This is a genomic window from Leptospira inadai serovar Lyme str. 10 (genome assembly GCF_000243675.2).
Taxonomy (GTDB): Bacteria; Spirochaetota; Leptospiria; order Leptospirales; family Leptospiraceae; genus Leptospira_B; species Leptospira_B inadai.
In genome coordinates, this window is record NZ_AHMM02000025.1 from 794,466 (window position 1) to 814,140 (window position 19,675).

The 19,675-nt window shown below is 43.8% G+C and carries 13 protein-coding genes; 10 read left to right on the forward strand and 3 right to left on the reverse strand.

The annotated features are described in order from the left end of the window. Window positions 1-230: 230 nt before the first annotated feature. The 4 genes from LEP1GSC047_RS19500 (at window position 231) to LEP1GSC047_RS19525 (ending at window position 8,128) form a co-directional block, all read left to right on the forward strand. Window positions 231-2,540 (forward strand): glycosyltransferase family protein, encoded by a 2,310-nt coding sequence (locus LEP1GSC047_RS19500; protein WP_020989218.1) that lies wholly within the window; start codon window positions 231-233, stop codon window positions 2,538-2,540. Window positions 2,541-3,043: 503 nt separating this feature from the next. Beyond that, window positions 3,044-4,246 carry a hypothetical protein gene (locus LEP1GSC047_RS19505; RefSeq protein WP_146036894.1) on the forward strand — a complete coding sequence of 401 codons (1,203 nt, stop codon included), beginning with the start codon at window positions 3,044-3,046 and terminating at the stop codon, window positions 4,244-4,246. A 373-nt stretch (window positions 4,247-4,619) separates the two neighbouring features. Continuing rightward, window positions 4,620-6,653: a neutral/alkaline non-lysosomal ceramidase N-terminal domain-containing protein gene (locus LEP1GSC047_RS19515; protein WP_039935577.1), complete on the forward strand. Its 2,034-nt coding sequence runs from the start codon at window positions 4,620-4,622 to the stop codon at window positions 6,651-6,653. A 959-nt stretch (window positions 6,654-7,612) separates the two neighbouring features. Continuing rightward, complete coding sequence (locus LEP1GSC047_RS19525) at window positions 7,613-8,128, forward strand: GlcG/HbpS family heme-binding protein (RefSeq protein ID WP_010415759.1); 516 nt, start codon at window positions 7,613-7,615, stop codon at window positions 8,126-8,128. A gap of 16 nt (window positions 8,129-8,144) precedes the next feature. Here LEP1GSC047_RS19525 and LEP1GSC047_RS19530 read toward each other — a convergent pair whose 3' ends face one another. Continuing rightward, window positions 8,145-8,771 carry a TetR/AcrR family transcriptional regulator gene (locus LEP1GSC047_RS19530; RefSeq protein ID WP_010415757.1) on the reverse strand — a complete coding sequence of 209 codons (627 nt, stop codon included), beginning with the start codon at window positions 8,769-8,771 and terminating at the stop codon, window positions 8,145-8,147. Window positions 8,772-8,927: 156 nt separating this feature from the next. Between LEP1GSC047_RS19530 and LEP1GSC047_RS19535 the strand changes: the two genes are divergently transcribed. The 6 genes from LEP1GSC047_RS19535 to LEP1GSC047_RS19560 all read left to right on the forward strand — a co-directional run bounded on the left by LEP1GSC047_RS19535 (window position 8,928) and on the right by LEP1GSC047_RS19560 (window position 15,533). Further along, on the forward strand, window positions 8,928-10,169 hold the full coding sequence (locus tag LEP1GSC047_RS19535) for an NADH:flavin oxidoreductase/NADH oxidase family protein (protein ID WP_010415756.1): 1,242 nt from the start codon (window positions 8,928-8,930) through the stop codon (window positions 10,167-10,169). Between the two features lie 204 nt (window positions 10,170-10,373). Next, the gene (locus tag LEP1GSC047_RS19540) at window positions 10,374-11,600 is read left to right on the forward strand and encodes a hypothetical protein (protein ID WP_010415753.1); all 1,227 of its coding nucleotides are present in this window, start codon (window positions 10,374-10,376) and stop codon (window positions 11,598-11,600) included. Window positions 11,601-11,746: 146 nt separating this feature from the next. Further along, entirely contained in the window at window positions 11,747-12,535 is a 789-nt protein-coding gene (locus tag LEP1GSC047_RS19545) for a dienelactone hydrolase family protein (protein WP_010415751.1), read from the forward strand. 227 nt (window positions 12,536-12,762) lie between these two features. Continuing rightward, a complete protein-coding gene (locus LEP1GSC047_RS19550; protein ID WP_020988978.1) occupies window positions 12,763-13,791 on the forward strand; it encodes a synaptic vesicle VAT-1 family membrane protein in 1,029 nt (342 codons plus the stop codon). 7 nt (window positions 13,792-13,798) lie between these two features. Next, on the forward strand, window positions 13,799-14,749 hold the full coding sequence (locus LEP1GSC047_RS19555; RefSeq protein ID WP_010415742.1) for a polyprenyl synthetase family protein: 951 nt from the start codon (window positions 13,799-13,801) through the stop codon (window positions 14,747-14,749). Beyond that, a complete protein-coding gene (locus LEP1GSC047_RS19560; RefSeq protein ID WP_039935582.1) occupies window positions 14,730-15,533 on the forward strand; it encodes a TlyA family RNA methyltransferase in 804 nt (267 codons plus the stop codon). Before LEP1GSC047_RS19555 ends, LEP1GSC047_RS19560 begins: the two co-directional genes overlap by 20 nt. Here the strand turns inward: LEP1GSC047_RS19560 and LEP1GSC047_RS19565 are convergent. Continuing rightward, on the reverse strand, window positions 15,530-17,248 hold the full coding sequence (locus LEP1GSC047_RS19565) for a flavin-containing monooxygenase (protein WP_010415740.1): 1,719 nt from the start codon (window positions 17,246-17,248) through the stop codon (window positions 15,530-15,532). The two genes, LEP1GSC047_RS19560 and LEP1GSC047_RS19565, sit on opposite strands and share 4 nt — an antisense overlap. A 1,195-nt stretch (window positions 17,249-18,443) precedes the next feature. After that, entirely contained in the window at window positions 18,444-19,367 is a 924-nt protein-coding gene (fcpA, locus tag LEP1GSC047_RS19575; protein ID WP_020987698.1) for a flagellar coiling protein FcpA, read from the reverse strand. Window positions 19,368-19,675 lie beyond the last annotated feature (308 nt).

The following is a 19,675-nucleotide window of genomic DNA, read 5'->3' on the forward strand; positions in this document are numbered from 1 at the left end:
CCCTAAGCCTCCGCAGGAATTCCAAGAATAGCCAATGAAACAACTCCCGCATCAAAGTCAGTTCAATATATTATTCGTGTATTATAAGATCTAGGAGTTTGTGCTCTCCGTAACCATTTTATTTTGGCCCGAATTTCTAAAAAACAGTTTGATTGCTGGACAGAGTTTTATTCTTAGTCAGCGATATTGGAATCTTATAAAGTAAACCGATTTGTAAAAGTAGTTTCAGCGTGTTCAATTTTAAAAAACAAATTCGAAAGAAGAGCCTTTTCGCTAAAAAAGAATTAATCGGTATCGGAGTTCTTACAGTCTGCTTTTGGGCGATTGTTCTCCCATTTCTGGAAACATTTACGAAATTCGTATCCCATGACGATAATATCGGATATTTCCGTCCGTTATTTATCGAGGCATGTGCGCAGCTTTTTAACGGAAATTTACCTCTTTGGAATTTCTACAGTTCAGTGGGACAGCCTTTACTCGGCGATTCTCAGAGTATGGCGCTTTATCCCGTATTGCATGTCTCATACTTAATAGGCGGTAGGTCCGATATCCTAGGCGCGTTTTTTATCATTCACATTTTTATTTCATTATTTTCTATGTACTTATTTCTTCGAAGCCTCGGGATTGTTTCCTTCGCTTCATTCCTAGGAAGTGTTTCCTATGCGACGGGCGGCGCATTTTTGTCCTTCTCTAGAATTTGGATAACGATGATGCCAGGCTTCTCTTTTTTGCCGTTATTATTTTTTTGCACATATAAGGCCTGCCGTACAAGGCGTTGGCATTCATTGATTCCTGCTGTATTAGCGTATTCTTGTATACTATATTCAGGTTATTTTGAATATGCAGTTTTTTCAGGGTTGCTGATCGGCTTTTTTTTAATTTATAGAGCCGTAATGCTTAAACGGTTTTTTCCAGTTTATATCGGGATCGGAATTCTCTTTTTTGCCGTACTATTATCGGTTCCGGTGTTATATGAATCCCTGTCATTAATTAAGAATGGCTTATATTCCACGAACAATGATGATTACGAACATTTTATCTGGGGAGGTGCGCCCTGGTATTCTTATTTAATCGGGTTTATTTTCCCCAAAGTATCGGGAACTTGGAATTTTTTTGAACCGGTTCAATCGGCTAAATACTTTTACGTATCGAGTGTAATTGGTGTTTTCTTTCTTTTTGCACTTTTGCAAAAATTTAAATATAAAACGTTCTGGTGCGGTTCGTTTGCGTTTGTATATTTATGGCTCTTGGGCGACGTTTTTTTCTTAAGCCAGTTTGTGACGGGAGTATTATTTAAAATTCCGGTGCTTCAGCTATCTCATTGGGTGGTTAAGCATTTTCTGGAATATAGCTTTTTATTATCTGTAGTCGGATCCTTTGGGATACACAGCTACCTATCTCAGACACAAAATTATCCACCGCGATGGTTCGTGAGTTTCGTTTCAGTAATCGTACTGCTTTTACTGATCGGGATATTTAAGGGGTTCATTTCTAGTAAGGATTTTATTCTTGCGGACGCTCTTTATTTTCTACCGGCACTCTTGCCGTTCATACCGTATCAATATACTTTAACTCGAAAAATTTCTTTGGGGCTACTATTCATTTTACTATTTGCCTATTCCTTTCCTTTCTTATATAAATTCGAATTCTTTGATAGACCCGAAGAAAAAAATCTGCTTATGATCGATTCTTTGAAAATGCAAGAAGGGAACGATCGATCTCTGGCCATAACTAAGAATTTTTTCTGGCTTTTAAATGATACGACATTGAGGGGCTTGAACGTCGGAACCGCATCGCACAAACCTTCTATGAATCAAAGATCGATCTTTCCTAATCCTATCGGTCTTATTCTATATGGATCCGTTAATAATTCTCTTTTTGGAATCTTTGGCGATGATTCATGGGAAAAACGAAAAAAATTGTTTAATAGGCGTTTTTTAAATTTGCTTGGAGTACGATATTTATACATAGCAAAAGATTCCATGCTCGAGTTTGAGAATTTTGGAAGAGGCAAAGAAGATCGTTGGGAAGTGTTAGAAGCAACGAATTGGGGGGTTAAGCTAGAAAACGCTGATTTTAAAGGATTAATATTTTCACCTAAAACCGTTCAGAAAGATTCCCGGCCTAACTTAATCGAAAAGTTGATCGCGGATGAAAGAATTGAAGATTTAATGGATAACGCCTATGTAAATAAAATTCCCAATTCCCTTACGAATAATATAGTTAAGACCCATTCCATTTCAAATTTTAATGGAAAAATTGAAATTAAAGCTACTTGTACCCGGCCTCCTTGTTTTTTAACGATGAGTTACTGGTATTACCCGGGCTGGTTCCTGAAGATAAACGGGATTAAGAAGGATCTTTATAATGTGGATGGTTTTCTGATGGGTGCCTTCCTGGATTCGGGTAAGAATTATATAATTCTTGAATATAGACCTTTTTTAAAAATTGTTTATTGGATTCTTTGGTCTATTTTCTTGATCTTGCTCGTTTTGTATTTATTTTTGAGTCTGTTTAAACTGGCGCATAGTCGGCCTTAACGGCCTAGCAAACCACTTGTTCGCGGAACAGATATTTCTAAAGTATAGATGTTCGTTTTTAAGCGATAACCTCCCGAATTTTCGTGCGTCTGAAGTTAAAAAGAAAGGCACTCTAACCGATTGAGATTGCGATCAAACAATTTTCAAGAAAAGAAGGACCCCCGTGAGGATAGAAGAAGATAAAAGGCGCCTTACAATAATGCCCTGCCTGTTTAGATCGATCCTGTTTTTCAATAATCGTTCGAGAATTTTAAATATGCGGTAGTCATTTTGAATCGCAAGCGCGATCTGTAAAATTTTCGATCCCGTTCTCTCCCGTTCAAAATAAAGAAACTCAATAAAAATCTTGATTCCAACCGTCCTGTCTTTATCCTGCCTTTACCTGAATAAGCTAGTTTGAAAAAAAGCGGCTACTATTTAAAATAGTAGTCTATCCAATATTTTCGAGTCTTTTTTGAAATCAGTTTTCGTGGAGGATAAGCTTGTTAGAAACTTCGAAAAAAATGAAAAACAAATTAATTTCCTTCCTAGCAAACCCCAATTTGGTCTTAGCACTGCATGCGATATTAATTTTTTTTATTACGATCCCGGGAACGAGGATTATTTATAAGTATTTCCCGGCTTTCTCGACCACTTTATCGATTACGTATATTGGCCTCGTTTATTTCTCTATTTTCCTAATTGCCTTTAGTCCGATTTCGGATAAAATTCGCAAGCTTCTCGGAAACCCATTACTAATCGTATCCATTCTCTTTTTGATTTGCTTGGTCACCTATTTGGTTTATCCGATTGCAGATGGATTGAAATACCAAATGAGAGGGTCCGATCAAGATGATTGCGTGATTCTTGGAACCAGACTTCTCTCGAATTTACAAAACCCTTATTTGAGCCGTTCTTATTTTGGGAATCCATGTAGTCCGGGGCCGGGCGTCCTTATTCCTCATCTTCCTTTCGCGCTTATCGGGATATATGAATTGGTTGGGCCTTTGTCAATAATACTTCTCACTACTCTACTTCGTTTAATAACGAATAGTTGGAAATTTGTCGGAACTTTTTTGATTATGTTCCTTTCCTGTATTTTAATTTTAGAACTGCTCGTTGTCGGAAGCGATCTTATCTTTATCGGCTGCGGGATCCTGGCGTCAGTGTTAATTCTGATGCAGGCAGCTCAATTCAAGAAAATCGGCTGGCTGATCACTTCGGCTATTGTTTGTGGATTGATAAGTAGCACTCGCGTAAATTTTATCGTTCTAATTCCGATTTTCTCGTTTTTCGTTTATATTTATTGGCGAAAGAGTATCGTTTACTTTGTTTTGATAACTGCAGTAATCGCTTTCTTACCTGCAACATTGATTTATCTCAATAACCCGTCCTCTTTTACACCGCTTCATTTATTAAAGAAATCTCAAGCATTTCTGTCTCCCGTAGAATATTATGCAGCCACATTTTTTTCTTTAGTTTGCATTTTCCTTTCTTTGATAATAATTAAGCAAAAGATTAGCATGCTACCGTGTGCAATTTTTATTGCTCTATTTCCGAGTTTATTTTTTGTCTCGATGGGTGATTTGATTTATCATTGTTCGTGGAATGTTGCAGATTGGGAAGGTGCCAATTATTTAATACCGTTAGTCCCACTTGCAGCATTTCTAATAACCTTTAAAATATTCGCAATGGTAGAAAAAATGGAATTGCGGACCCATGCTTAGCGGTTTTTTCCAGGATCAGTATAATCCGAGTAGGTCCGAGCATATTCCTGAGAGGGGAGGAGCAGGTACTTGTCTTTCGGTTATCTTAGACCCGCCGAGTTCATAGAACAAATTATTGCATGATTGTGTCCGTTTCGAGAGAACTCAAGCCATTGGGTTTTCCCAGTAATTTCTTTTGTATTCTTGATTTTGCTGAAAACGGATTTTCTTTTCTTCCCTGGATTCGAAATCCCTCCGTTTCTTAGGAGGATATAATTGATTTGTAAGTCGGATCAGTATTCTTCTTTCAATCGAAAGTCCTTGCCGAATGTCGGTTCTTGTGATAGCAATGACTTCCTTAAATCTAGTTGAAAAACCAGCTCCCGGAGGGGGAATGAACACCGTTCAAAATCAAAAAAGAAAGCCGTGGTTTCTTGCAGTCGCGGTCATAATCCAAATCGCCTTACTATTGCTTGCCTGTGGAAGTACAGCGCATTATAAAATTACCTATAAAAAACCCGAGGCCTCGTCCAAGACAAAAGGTCTTGTCGCAGGGGCTTCTAAGATCGACCTGACCCCTCCGCCGGGAATGCCGTTAGCAGGATATTCGATGTTGGCGGAGACCGAAAAAGGATTTCGTACACGAATCTATGCTCGGGTTTTTTATATTAAAAAGGACGCAAACGATCCTATCGTTTTAATTCAGAGCGATCTTTTATCGGGATCATTACTCATTCATCATTTACTTGCGGAAAGACTCGCTGCCGCTACGGATATTTCCTTTGGTGGAATCGTATTCGCCGGGACGCATACTCATTCAGCCCCGGCCAATTTCTACGATAATAACTTTTATAATGAATTCGCATCGAACAAGCCGGGATTCGACAAGGCTTGGACGGAATTCGTTTTAGATCGGTTAACGATGGCTGTTCAGGAAGCATACAAGAGCGCGAGACCGGCAAAAATCGGTTCCGGTAAAACCCTGGTTTGGGGACTGACTCGAAATCGATCTTTGGATGCATACCGCGCGAATAAAAATTCGGGTTTCACCGAATTGAAGCCGGAGATTCAATATCAAACGATTAATCCCGAATTGGTCATGATTCGAATCGATGCTCAGGATAAGGACGGTAAGTTTAAACCTCTTGGAGCGTTTAGTACCTTTTCAGTTCATGGAACTACGATACCTGATTCTACGGAAGTAGTAAATGCGGATGTTTTTGCGTATCCGGAAAGAATGTTGGAAAAGAAGATTCGCCTCGATTATAAGCCGAGTTGGGATCCGATTCACGCCTTGAATAATTCCACGCATGGAGATAATTCGCCCGACTACCGGGAATCGATGCAGGGTTTTATCGAATCGAAACGAATCGGAGAGGCGATCGGAAAACGTGCATTAGATCTTTTTGATTCATTAGGTAATTCTTTACATTCCGATGTAAGCATTTCGTTTAATTCTAAAGAAGTCGACGTATATGAAGAACCTAAATTCGGAGAAGCCGAGATTTGTGATCGACCGTACGTCGGAACCGCATTGACGGGTGGAGCCGAAGACGGTCAGACTCCGATTCTTTCCTGGGCTCCTTTTTTTGCGGAAGGATGGCCTCGATGGTTCTTTACCGGGGGATGCCAAGGTCATAAACGCATAGTAGGATTCAAATACTTGCAACCGATCGTTTTGCCTAAATCAAAATTTCCTCATAAACTTCTGTTTCAATCCGTAAGAATCGGAGACACATTACTTTTACCTTTACCGTTCGAAGTCACAAAAGAATCCGGTAGACGATTTGTGGAAGCTGCGGTCCAAGCGAACGGGTCTCCGATTAAGAATGCGTCCGTCATTAGCTGTGCAAACGGCTATTTCGGATATGTTACGACTCCGGAAGAATATACACGTCAGCATTATGAAGGAGGTCATACGCTTTATGGCCCGGGAACACAACCGTTCTTGCAGGCTCATTTGGTAGACCTCACCAAGAATTTGCCTTCGACAGGTGGAAAGGAATCTTTTCCTGCCGCTTGGGAGTATGAGCTCGACGCAAAGAATCATTATCCATCTGCGGAATCATTTTCCGGAAACCGAGCGGCCGTCAAGATTCCGCAACTGATTCTTGCCGAAGAAAATTTAGAAAAGCATTGGGTTTTCCGATACACTGATGTCGGGTCTTCGAAAATTTCACTCCATGAAACTCTAGTGTCGATTGAATATAAAGACGAAGGCGGTGAATGGAAACCTCTCTTATCCGACGGTGAAGTTGTTAATGATCGTGGCGTTGATATTGAAGTAAAAAAAATCGGAAACGCCGGTGACGGGATGGCGATTTATGAAGTTCGTTGGTACAATCCGGAACAGATCGGAAAAAGAAAATATAGATTTTCGATTCATTCTCGGGAAAATCTAGGAGAGTTTGCTTCACCCGAATTTTAGAAAATAATTCGAAAAAAGTTTGGAGAAGACGGATCTCGGGGCTACATTCAGAAAATTAGAAATATTGCAACTATTTTCTGTTCGAAAGTTCTGTGGGAGCTCCACCACGAATTTCAAAATGAAAAATGCTTGTGTTCTCGCGATTTTTGTGAAATAAGGCAATTCCGCCGCTTCGCTCCGGCCCCCGCCCAAAAGGGCGGGGAATTTTACCGATCATTCTGTACAGGAGATTATAAAGGAAGATCGTCGCATCCAGAAGACGGAACATTGATGAGCAGAATTTCCATCTTATAGAGAAAGATTCTTATGTTATAGTAGATCTTTCATATACCTATACTGCTTTTCGAACTTCGAGCAGCTTCTGTCTTTCAGAGGACAGAAGACAGAAGACTGAGGACAGAACATTGGTGAGCGGAGTTTCCATGTTCTGGAGAAAGATTCTTATGTTATAGTAGATCTTTCATATACCTATACTGCTTTTCGAACTTCGAGCAGCTTCCGTCTAGCGGGCGCGAAGCGAACGCGTCTGTCTTCAGTCCTCTGTCCTCTGTTTCGAATGCAGTTTGTTTGATTGAAAATTTGACTTCACTTCGTTCAGTCACCCTTCGGGAATCTCGCTCCCTCAGGGTCGCTCAATTGGGCAGCGGAAGACGCGTGTGTGCGGCTGCAGCGCGGGGGAGACTTCCCCCCGTCAGTCCTCTACATTTAACAATACTCGTTCAATGAAACATTTTCAGTTGACTTTTCTTTTTCGATCCCTATTCTAAAAACGATCGACGGAGGCTTTCGTCGATTTCTCAATTTCGGAAATTCTCGAGCTTAGCGAGAATTTTTCCCGCCAATTCCAATTTCGGTCCTTTCCTGCAAGGGGAAACGGAGCGAAACGATCAAGATTAAAAGTATCGAATCGTCTTTTCGTATTCGGTGATATACGAAAGATCCGTTCGGGGAGTATCTCTATGTTTGCAAGAGTCAGTAAATTTTTCGAGAAGATAAGAATAATTCCGGTGCTTATCGCGGTTATATTAGGAGGATCTAAAATGACATTTGCGCAATCACAACCGGTTGTTTACGGGAATCCGATTACTTTAGAGCAGGCAAAAAAGGTAATGGCGGCTGCGGAAGCGGAGGCAAAGAAAAATAATTGGCTGATGGCGATCGCAATCGTGGATGCCGGCGGAAATTTGGTTTTATTTCAAAAATTGGATGGAACCCAATTAGGCTCGATCGAAGTCGCAAAATTGAAAGCGTCGACTGCGAATAATTTTAAAAGGCCTTCAAAAAGTCTGGAGGAAGCGATTGCAAACGGCGGAATAGGATTACGAATCCTTGCCATTCAGGGAATTGCTCCCTTAGAAGGTGGGGAATTAATTCTCATGGATGGAAAAATTATCGGTGCAATCGGCGTTTCCGGAGCCCAATCGACTCAGGATGGTCAAGTCGCCAGGGCTGGAGTCGCCGCGCTGAAGCAATAAGATTAACGCGCCGATATTAATCGCAGTCCGGTTTGTGTACAAAAAGTAAATTCTTAAAGAAGGAACGCAAAACATCTCGTCCCCGGCTTTGCAATTCTCTGCGGGTCGGGGAAATATCGGATTGAATCTGTAAACCGTCAAAGACCGCTAAGATAGTGCGAGCTAGAACCGAAGCGGAAACGGTAGCGACCAACGTCCCTTTTTTTTGACCTTCTTCGATCGTGGCGGTAAAGATCGCTTCGAGAGAATCGTAAAAAGCGATGATTTCGTCTTCCATCGTTCCGCCGTTAGCGGTTGCCTCGGCAAATAAGCGCGGCGAGCAGTTCCCATCGATGGCGAGTCGATTTGCAAGTCGCTCCAGGTATTCGCCTAGACGAAGATGAGCTGGTAATGCGGCGACTTCCGGTTCTCGGAATCCGAAACGATCCAGATTCAAAAATTCTCGAATCAAGGTGTCCCGGATGTCCTCCTTACTTTCAAAGTGGAAATAGATGCCTCCTTTGGTCAATCCTGCAGCATCCGCAATGTCCTGAACGGAAGTCTTTTCGAATCCTTTACTGAAAAAGCATCGCATGGCCCCTTCTAGTATGGATTCTCTTCGAATTCCTTCCGGGAGTTTCTTCCAACCGACATTCTTAGACATAGTTTTCTCCGTTCTTTCTAAAATTTAGATCCAACTAGTCAAATGCGAAATCTAGGATTGATAAAAATAAATACCAACTGGTAGGAATTTTAATTTGACGAATTTTACTTAATAAATACCGATGGGTAGGAAATCTTTTCATATTCGGAGTTTTCCATGGATTCTCTTTCTGCTTTGGCGCAATCGCTAGCACTTCCTAACGGCTCAGTACTTCCCAATCGAATCGCAAAAGCCGCCATGGAAGAAGGACTTGCCGATGAAAACTTTCTTCCGGGAGAGAATATGCTTCACCTTTACGAACGGTGGGCCCGCGGAGGAGCCGGGTTATTGATTACAGGAAACATGATGATTGATCGCAACGCGTTGACAGGACCCGGTAACGTAATTATTCGGGACGGAAATATTGAACCGTTTAAACGATTAGCGGAGGTCGCCCAAGCCGAAGGATCTAAGCTTTGGATGCAAATCAATCACCCTGGAAGACAGGTCTTCGGTTATATTGCGGAGACCCCGGTCGGGCCGTCCTCCGTGCGGGTCCAAATTCCGGGAAGATTTCTTGCAAAAGTTTTCGGGATTCCAAGAGCTCTAACGTCGGACGAAATTAAACGTATCATCGGACGATTTGTCTCCGCGGCAAAACTTGCCGAAGCGGCGGGATTTCACGGAGTGGAAGTTCATTCGGCTCACGGTTACTTGCTGAGTCAATTTTTGTCTCCTCTAACGAACCTTCGAACCGACGAATGGGGTGGAAGTCTGGAAAATAGGGCGAAAATTCTACTCGAAATAGTCAAAGGAATTCGCTCGACCACCAAACGAGAGTTTTGCGTCGGAGTTAAATTGAATTCGGCCGACTTTCAAAAGGGAGGCTTCGAAGAAGCGGATGCGATCAAGGTTATAGAAATGTTAAACGAAACCGGAATCGATTTGCTTGAAATTTCCGGCGGAAACTACGAATCTCCCGCAATGCAAGGAGCATCCCAAAAAGGAACTAGTCCTCGAGAAGCTTATTTTTTGGAGTTCGCACAGAAAGCGAAGAAGTCCGCGAAGATGCCGCTTATGGCCACCGGCGGATTTCGTTCGCGTTCGATTATGGAAGATGCGATTCGATCCGGAGCGGTCGACATGATCGGAATAGGAGCGCCATTTGCCTTAGATCCGGATTGCGCCTCTAAATTAATTTCCGGTAAGATCGAAAGCGTAAGGGTAGATATTCCGGACCTTTCGAATCCCACGTTCAATTCATTGTCAAAAATGTCCGCTTTAAGAATCCAATTTCTAAGAATGGCAAAAGGAAAGAACCCGAAGGTTCCGTCCTTCCTTTTCGGAAATTTACTATTGGAGCAAATCCGAGCCAGACGGAATGCAAAGAACTATAAGAAATTTCTACTGGCAAAATAAATTCCTAGCAGAGGACAGACGACAGTAGCTGCTAGACGTTGGAAAAGTTACAGAAGTAGAGGAAAAATCCCCTGTAACGCAGGAATCTTTCTTGAAGAACATGGAAACCCTGCTCATCAATGTTCTGTCCTCTGTCTTTCGTCCTCTGCTCGGAATTTTCCTTTTTCCCTTTGCTTAGAAAGAGAGTCGGAAAAAGTAATCCTTATGGATTGGAAATTTCCCAAATGGAAGCCCGGAAGACCGCAACGCTGGGAATTTCTCTTGCCTCCCGGTTGTGCAAAAGCAACCGAGGAAGTATTGGAATCGATTATCGGTGGCCCCTTTTTGCCGAGAACTCATACTCCGAGTTTCACGGTCTTCCCCGAAAAATTCATTTTAGAAAAATCTAATTTTCGTCAAGCTCTGGAAGTTTTAGTAAGAATTCCGTGGCTTCGGGATATTCGCCTTAACTTAGGTAAGTTTTTTTTGTCGGAAGATTTTAGCTTTTCCGGATTGATCGAGTCCTTACGCGAGGCTAAGCTTTTACCTCAGGGCTGGGAAGTTCGCTTTCATCCGCAAATACGAGGACGAACGGAAATCACGAGAGAAGATCTTCAATCTCTTTGGTCGGAAGCATATCCGCAAGCGGGGGAAACCGGGTCGCTTAATGATACGGAATTAAACGCCTTATGCATCGGAGACGACCTGATTCTTTCCTTAAGTTTTGCAGGTGAGCCTCTTTTTAAACGGGGAAATTTTCGCCCTCTTTCCAAATCGGCTCCCTTACGCGAAGACCTTGCCGTTTTTCTCCTGAGTCGCTTGGAGAAGATTCTTTCCGACCCTGATGTGGTCCTTGTGCCTTTTGCCGGATCCGGAACTTTCGTTTGGGAAGCTAGTTCTCTTTTGTTAGGCATGGGATTTCCCCATTACGACAGAACTTTTTTATTCCAAGACCTGGAAGAATTTCCGAAATCCACATGGGAATTTCTACGAAAAAGAATCGGCGAGAAGGGAGAAGGGACTTCACTTCGAGTCTGGTGGAACGAGAAAGAGTCCGAAATTTTTTCCTATTTGGAGGAAAGGAGTTCCGACTTTCAGAATTTCATTCGGACCAGCAAGTCGGATTCTAAGCTCAGCATTTCCGGAGACGCAGGAGACTTCTTTTCCTTTTCTCCGAAGGAAGTATGGTCTTCCCTCGGTAAACCTTCCAAACTTTGGATGCCGATCAATCCGCCTTACGGTTTGAGAATGAAAAATCCGGGTTCCGAAAATCTATTCAGACATTTGGCGGAAGTCTTAAAGGATTGGTGGCAACTCCCGGCGGAAATTTCAGGTTTCGTTCTTTGTCCCGACGAGGACTCCTGGTCTTTATTTTTGCGAGGAATCGGAACTCGGGCGGAAACGATTCATGTCACCCACGGCGGAATCGATATGCGAGTCGTTTATTTCTAAGTCGGGTCACTTCCTCTAATCCTTTGGTTTAATTACTTAACTCTCTTAAATATTTTCAAAAAGACTCGATTTTTCTCCGACATTTTTCCTACTACGGTCCGTCTATCAACTATCCGAAATGGGGTTCCCCAAAGGAAAAACGATTCATGAAAAATATCTTAATAATATTCGGCATACTGATGCTTATCGCAAGCTCGGTATCCGCAAAAGTAAAGACCGAGATCGTAGAATACAAGCAAGGCGATACGACTTTGGAAGGTTTCTTGGCTTATCCCGAAGGAAAGGATAGAAAGGCTCCGGGAATCATTCTCGTCCACGATTGGTTCGGTTTAGGTGAAAATACGAAAGCAAGGGCAAAACAACTTGCGGCTCTAGGTTATGTAGCTTTTGCTGCGGACATTTACGGAAAAGGAATAAGGCCGAAGTCGAACGAAGAGGCGGCTAAATTGGCCGGCTCCTTCAGAGAGGGTGATCGAAAATTACTTCGTGCCAGAGCCCAGGCGGCCTTAGACACTTTAAAGAGTCAGTCGAATGTCGATGCCGATAATTTAGCGATTCTCGGCTATTGCTTCGGGGGAACCGCAGCCCTGGAACTCGCCCGTACAGGGGCGCCTCTAAAAGGTACGATCAGTTTTCACGGCGGTTTATCGACTCCGAAACCGGAAGAATCGAACGCAATTAAAGGCAAGGTCTTGGCGATGCATGGTGCCGATGACCCGTTCGTTAAAGCCGAAGAAGTTGCCGCATTTCAAGAGGAAATGAGAAAGGCAAAGATAGACTGGCAATTCGTTTCCTACGGGGGAGCCGTTCATTCCTTCACGATTAAGGAAGCCGGAAACGATAATTCAAAGGGCGCAGCATATAACGAAAAGGCGGATCATCGCTCTTGGATCGAATTACGGAATTTTCTACAGGAAATTTTTCCGTCCAAATAGTTTTTAGATTCGATAACCCGTCAGCGGAGGATTGAAAAGAGCCGTTGATGGGTCGTGTATCAAGATTTTTACGTTTGTTTCCTTTCCGATGGGCATCCGGAATCGAATGAAGAAAGGTTTAGGATCCGATCTTGAACGATAGCCGATCGCTCTGGAAGTTCGGAAAGAAATCTTACTTCGCAGTTTTTTTCCTTTAAGAATATCAAAATACCCGGCAAAATGCCCTCATGATCCGCACTGTTTATAGAGTCGATACGAAAGGATCTTTGGATCATTTGGAAAGACGGGAGGAAGAACTTTCCGACCCGGGAGAAAGCGAAGTCACTGTGGAAGTTCATGCCATAGGTTTGAACTTTGCGGATATTTTTGCCATCCAAGGACTTTACAGCGCCGCTCCGAAAGGTTCGTTTATTCCCGGCTTGGAATATTCAGGAAAGGTGATAGCTGTCGGCAAGAAAGTAAAATTATTCCGAAAAAACGACAAAGTCATGGGAGTTTCCCGCTTCGGCGCGTATGCCGACCATCTAAATATAGATGAAAGATACATTTATAAACTCCCGCCGCGTTGGTCTTATGAACAGGGGGCCGGTTTTTTAGTTCAAGCTTTAACGGCATACTATGCTCTTCTTCCTTTAGGAAATCTTCATAAAGGTCAGACGGTCTTGATCCATAGCGCTGCCGGAGGTGTAGGAATTTATGCGAACAGAATTGCTAAAAAATTCGGAGCCTGGACCGTGGGGACGGTAGGCAATTCCTCGAAGATTTCGCTTTTAGAAAAGGAAAGATATGATTCCTGGATTATTCGCTCGTCTAGTTTCCCTCAGGAGCTAAAAACCGCTTTAGGCGGACGGGAATTGAATTTAGTTTTGGAGTGTATCGGCGGAAGAATCTTTCAGGATAGCTATCAGGCATTGGCGCCTATGGGACGAATGATCGTTTACGGCTCGGCGTCCTTCATGAGCCAAGGAGATCGAGTCAATTGGCTCTCTCTTGCCTGGAAATATCTGACTCGTCCCAAAGTGGATCCGATGGAGATGGTCTCCGATAATAAGGCGATCCTGGGTTTTAATTTAATTTGGTTGTACGATCGGATAAGCGAACTTTCTCGGCATATAAAGGATATGATTAAATTGAATTTGGAGCCTCCGCATATCGGTGGAATGTATTCGTTTGTGGAACTTCCGGAGGCGGTGAAATATTTTCAGACAGGACAGAGTACCGGAAAGATCGTCGTTACGTCCGGCGTTATAAGGTAAGCGACGTTTGGAGGCTGGAGCGAAAGAATCCGCTTTAATTTCGATCCTCGCATTCGCAAAGAAGGAGTTCGAGAATTATCTTGAAAGCGAGGTCTATCCTCGATTTCAAAAGGAGGCGGCGCCGGAATTGGCCGAGGCGATGGAATATAGCATCAAGGCGGGAGGCAAACGGCTTAGACCCATCTTAGCGATGGCGGCCTTCGGAGCTTTAACGAAAGATTCCCTATCGATCGCGGGTTCATTAGAGTTCCTGCATACATACAGTCTTATTCACGACGATCTTCCGAGCATGGATAACGATGATTTTCGACGCGGAATACAGACTCTACACAAGCGATATTCCGAGGCCACGGCGATATTGGCAGGGGACGCCTTGCAAGCGTATGCGTTCGAATGGTTGACTCATGCAAAAGCCGAGGTCGCCGATCCGCATTTGTATCGGGACTTGATTCGAATTCTGCACCAGGGCGGAGGTGCCCCGGGAATGGTTTCGGGCCAGGTCTTCGATTTGGCTTTGGAGAGAAATCCTTCCTCCTTGAAGGGAAATAAAGAGGAATTACTTGCGATCACTCATCGACTCAAAACGGGAGCGTTAATTCGAGCTTCCTTACTTTTAGGAAACCGCTTAAGACAAGATCACCAATCCAGAGCCGCGTTGCTTTCGGATTATGGAATTAAATTAGGGCTTCTGTTTCAAATTACGGATGATATTTTAGATGTGGAAGGTACTCGGGAAGACTTAGGCAAAACGCCCGGTAAGGACGATCGATCGGGAAAAATTACGTATCCCGCATTATACGGCTTGGATGAATGTAAGAAAATGGTTACGTCTCTAGTAACCGAATTGGAAGGATTAGGAAAAAGTTTAGATAATTCGTTTTCTAGAGACGGAGCAGCTTTACAATTTCCGGATTTCTTTCAGTTACTGCCCGGAACTCTTGGCTCGAGGAAAAACTAGGCTAGATCAGCTATTGCTGGACCGGGGTTTGGCGAAGGATATCACCCTTGCCCGCAGTCTTATACTTTCCGGTTCGGTGCTTGTGAATGATAGGGTTGTCGATAAAGTCGGGCTTCTAATTTCCGATTCGTCGGAAATTAGAATTCGGGAAATCATTCCCAAATACGTCAGTCGAGGCGCTTTCAAACTGAAGGAAGCATTAACGAAATTTAATATTTCCGTTGATGGAAAACTATGCATCGATTGGGGCGCGTCCACCGGAGGATTTACTCAGGTTTTATTGGAGGAAGGCGCGGTCGCGATTTTTGCCTTTGACGTCGGGTACGGGCAAATGGCATCTAGAATCGCCATGGACCCCAGGGTTTCCGTACAAGATCGGTTTCATATCCGCGATACTACTTGGGATTTATTGATTCAACTCTGGGAAAAACATTCTCCGACTCCGTTTCCGAAGGAGATTTTTTTGACGATGGATTTAAGTTTTATTTCTCTTCGATCTGTTCTCCCGACCGTAAAGCGCCTTCATGATGAAAATCCGCGAATTTCTTGGACCGGCGTAAGCCTTTTTAAACCGCAATTCGAAGTCGAGAAATCGGATTTGGAAAAAGGAGTCGTAAAAGATCCGCGCGTTCGAGCGCGGGCCCTGCGATCATTTTTGCGATTCTTAAAATCGGAGATTGGAACAAATCTTCACGGGCTGGTAGAATCCCCGATTGCCGGGAGAGAGGGCAATCAGGAAATTCTAGTGTACTGGACATTAGATGCGGCTCTAGATCGAGCTTAACCTATTGCCGCATTCAGAGCCATCGATACTCGGGAACTCCATCCTATCCTTGCTTTTTCTCCATCCGTCCGAACGAATTCATAATCGCTAGGCTTAAGAAAGAAGGTCCTAACTTTGAATTCGAATGTGAAACCGGGCCAAAGAGTCGTGTTTCGTCCGGTACTAGTATTGTACCAGCTTATGCAACCTCCGGTCAACCAAACCGATCGACTGAGACGATCTTGGATTTCCTGATTGTAACGATCCTGCACTTCCTTACGAACATCGATATACTTAATGTTTTTCTTTCTTAGCGCTCGAATGCATTGTAGAGCATACTGCGCCTGGGATTCGATCATAAGAATCATGGAGCTATGTCCTAAACCGGTATTCGGTCCGACGATCATAAAGAAATTAGGGAAACCGGAAATCGAAGTGCCGAGATACGCTTCCGCTCCGCCTTCCCAAACGTCGCTTAATAATCGGCCGTTTTTCCCGCGAATTTCAAACGGAGAAACCGCTTCGGCGGCCTGGAATCCCGTCGCGAATATGATGGCGTCGACTTTGTGCTCCTTACCGTCTTTTGTTAGAATCGAATCTCTTTTGATCTCTTGGATTCCTTCGGTAACTAAATCTACGTTTTCGCGATTCAATGCCGGATAGTAATCGTTGGAAAGTAAAATGCGTTTACAACCGATCGTATAGCTCGGAGTTACCTTTTCCCGCAACGTCGGATTCGGAATGCTTTTTGCTATGAATCGTTTCGCAAAACCTTCGAATACCTTCATCAATTTAGGGTTGATTGCGAATGCGATCACTCCCAGTTCGTTTATCCAATAGATCGCTTTACGGAATAACCAACGCAGAGGCGGGAGATATTTAAAGACTCCTTTTACGGAATTTCCGATGGAGGAATCCGGTTTCGGAATAATCCAGGGAGGAGTTCTCTGAAAGAGTTCCAGTTTACCGACTTTCGGTGCGATGGTCGGCACAATTTGAATTGCGCTCGCACCGGTTCCGATAACTGCAACGGTTTTGCCGGTAAGATCGTAAGTATGATCCCATCGAGCCGAATGGAATTTGGCTCCTTTGAATGAATCGATTCCGGGTATTTTCGGTAAAACCGGTCGACTCAAACCTCCGGTTCCGCCGACTAATGCGCGCGCTTGGTAGATTTCGTCGTTTTGGGTGGTTACTTTCCAAGTTCCGGTTTTCTCATCAAAGAACGCACTAGTAACTTCCTGGTTGATACGAATGTGTTGCCGGATATCGAATCTGTCCGTGCAATCGTTCATATAATTTAGAATTTCCTGCTGAGGTCCGAATAAGCGGGACCAATCCGACTTCGGCGCAAACGAATAGGAATATAAATGGGATTGCACGTCGCAGGCGGCACCGGGATAGTTATTATCTCTCCAGGTTCCGCCGATACCATTTCCTTTTTCCAAAATAATGAAAGAATCGATCCCGGCTTGTTTCAGTCGAATTCCCATGCATAGCCCTGCAAATCCGGAACCGATGATGATTGCATCGAGAATCTTTTCCGCATTCGCTACATGGTTTTGGCTCGGTCTATCTAAGGTTTGAGCTACCATTTTTACTTTCTCTCCTAGGAAAGGCATATCCAGCACTCTTAGTTGGAACGGCTTTCCGATTATATAATAACCGATCAATAAAAACCAATCGTCCAATCTTAGAATTTGCGACCGGGATTCTTGCGCTAATTTCGAAATCAATAGGGTTTTTTCGCGATTTAGCGTTCAGAAGACAGAAGACAGAAGACAGAACATTGATGAGCGGAAATTCCATTCTCTAAAGAAAGATTCTTGCGTTATCGTAGATTTTTCCGATACCTCCAGCTGCCTTCCCAACGTCTAGCAGCTTCTGTCTAGCGTGAGCAAAGCGAGCGCATCTGTCCTCTGAAAGCGGCAACGATGTGCAGGGTGCGAAGCAGTCGCAGCGCTTGCAGATAATGGTTTATGTTAAGAGACAACAGTCGCTGAGACCGGAGCGAACGCGAAGCCCGGAGCAGCGTGACCCGAACGAAGTGAAGGGGGCCGCCCGTGCTGAGGACAGACGACAGCGGACTGAGGACAGAACATTGATAAACGAAATTTCCACGTACTAGAGAAAGATTCTTGTGTTTTAGTGGATTTTCCTCTGTCACGGCTGCCTTCCCAACGTCTAGCAGCTTCTGTCTAGCGTGAGCAAAGCGAGCGCATCTGTCTTCCGTCCTCTGAAAGCGAACGCGTCTGTCCTCTGCCCGTCCTATCGGATTTATTTCCTTTTTTCGGACAGATTTTTGATGTCTTTCCGCTTTAACCATCCTTGCGGTATACAGGCCCCAAGCTCACTGTCTCCTGTCTTAAAACAGACCTTGCCACGAACACAATTCAGGTTTTCGTTACAGGTGGTGCCTAATGATTGGTCCATTGGGTCCGGATCTAAATAATCGTCGTTCGATCTTCCGGGACTATCACCTCCTAAGCAGATTCCATACTGGGACCTTTCGGATTTAATACAGACCGCACCAGCAGTACAATCGTAATCCTGCCTACAGGCTTGCAGATCGCTAGCGAAAGTTTGTAACAGTAAGAGAACGAATACTAGAGCCGAATAGTTTACGCTTCGAATCAATCTACTAGAAAGCATTCTTTAGGCATAAACGAAGAAACGATTGAATGCAATATTTTTCCCGCACAAGTTTCAAGCGTAGAGGAAATTTCCTCGTCTTCAAGGAATAAGGAAAAAATGCGGATACAGGAGGAAAGCTTTAACGGTCTGTCAACGATTCACTTTCAGCGCGAAGAGTCGGAATTCTTTGAAACGGTATGAATTTTTCGAAGCGGCTAAGGCCTTCGAAATACCGAAGGAAATAAAAAAGCCCCGGTGTTTCCACCGAGGCTTGATTATCTTTTTTATGAAAGAGGGTTAGGGGCGAACCGAAATCACCTCGTCCTTGTTAATCAAGGCTACGATGTGTTTATATTCGGGCGAATCCTTCCCGTATTTTAGTTCGGTTGCGCGGAGTAAATGGATGTTTTTCTTGTGACGGAATTTAAACATCTGATCTTCGCTTGCGCCGCCATATTTCTTGATCATGTTTTCTTCAAAGGCGTAGCAGCTTGCAAGGTACTTGTGAGCCGGGTATTCCTTCTCGTTTTCATCGACCTCGATATAAAGCTCAAGTATGGGGATACATTGAGGTAAATTCTGTAGGTCGTATTCGGTAATAATCCAAGAACGGTAGACATCCGAAAGGAGACGTTTAAACTCGGCGCGCTCGCGCAAATCCGGGTTTTTGATCTCGTCCAAATGGTTGATGGACTTGGTAAAGTAGTTAAGGGCCTGTTGTTTTGCCTCGAGTTTCAGCCTAGAAACGACGCGATCTTCACGAGCTTTGCGGTCGACTTTTTGCCAATACCACTTCTCGTCCAAACGCTTCTTCTCGGCTTCTTCCTTACGGTACTGCTCGACTGCTTCCCTCATCTTGAGGATGGTATTAACTCCGGATTGGTAGCTGGTTAGGGCCAGGCGGAACTTGTTGTTCGCGAAAGCCTTAGAGAGCTGATGGAGTTCTTGGAAGTTCTTGTCATAGCCTTTGAAGTCGGGGTTTTTCCAAACAGCTTCCTGTTCTTGGATCACCTTCTTACGACGCTTCTGCTCTTCCGTAAGGTTTTTATCGTCATCCTCGGGAACAAGTTCCCCTTTAAGGAGTTCGTCGATCTTATCGGCCGCCGCTTTGGCCTCTTGCTGGTTCTGTTGTCCCCCGCCTTGCTGCTGGTTCTGTGCGAACAAGGAGAGGTTGAGTCCGACCACGGCCAGAAGAACGAAAATAGTCTTCATCACCTTCATAGTGCTCACACCTGTGCCTTCTCTTTCATAAGATAGGATTAGAGAAAAGAACAACAAAGTCCTTTTCTCCTGTTTTACTATCGGTTCCTTAGGGTTCGAGATAAACCCACTAAGGAAAATTTTTCCCTTTTTTACCGGATAAGGGACATAACCGAAAATTCTTTTCCGATTTAATCCGAATAGGATTCAATCGGTTTTTTCGCGTCCCGACGATCCCACCGTAGGCGGAATCGATCGACGCTTCCAAATTCCATCAAAGAACCGAGATTGCGAGCAGATTTTTAGTAAGGCCGTGAGTTTTCCGCCTT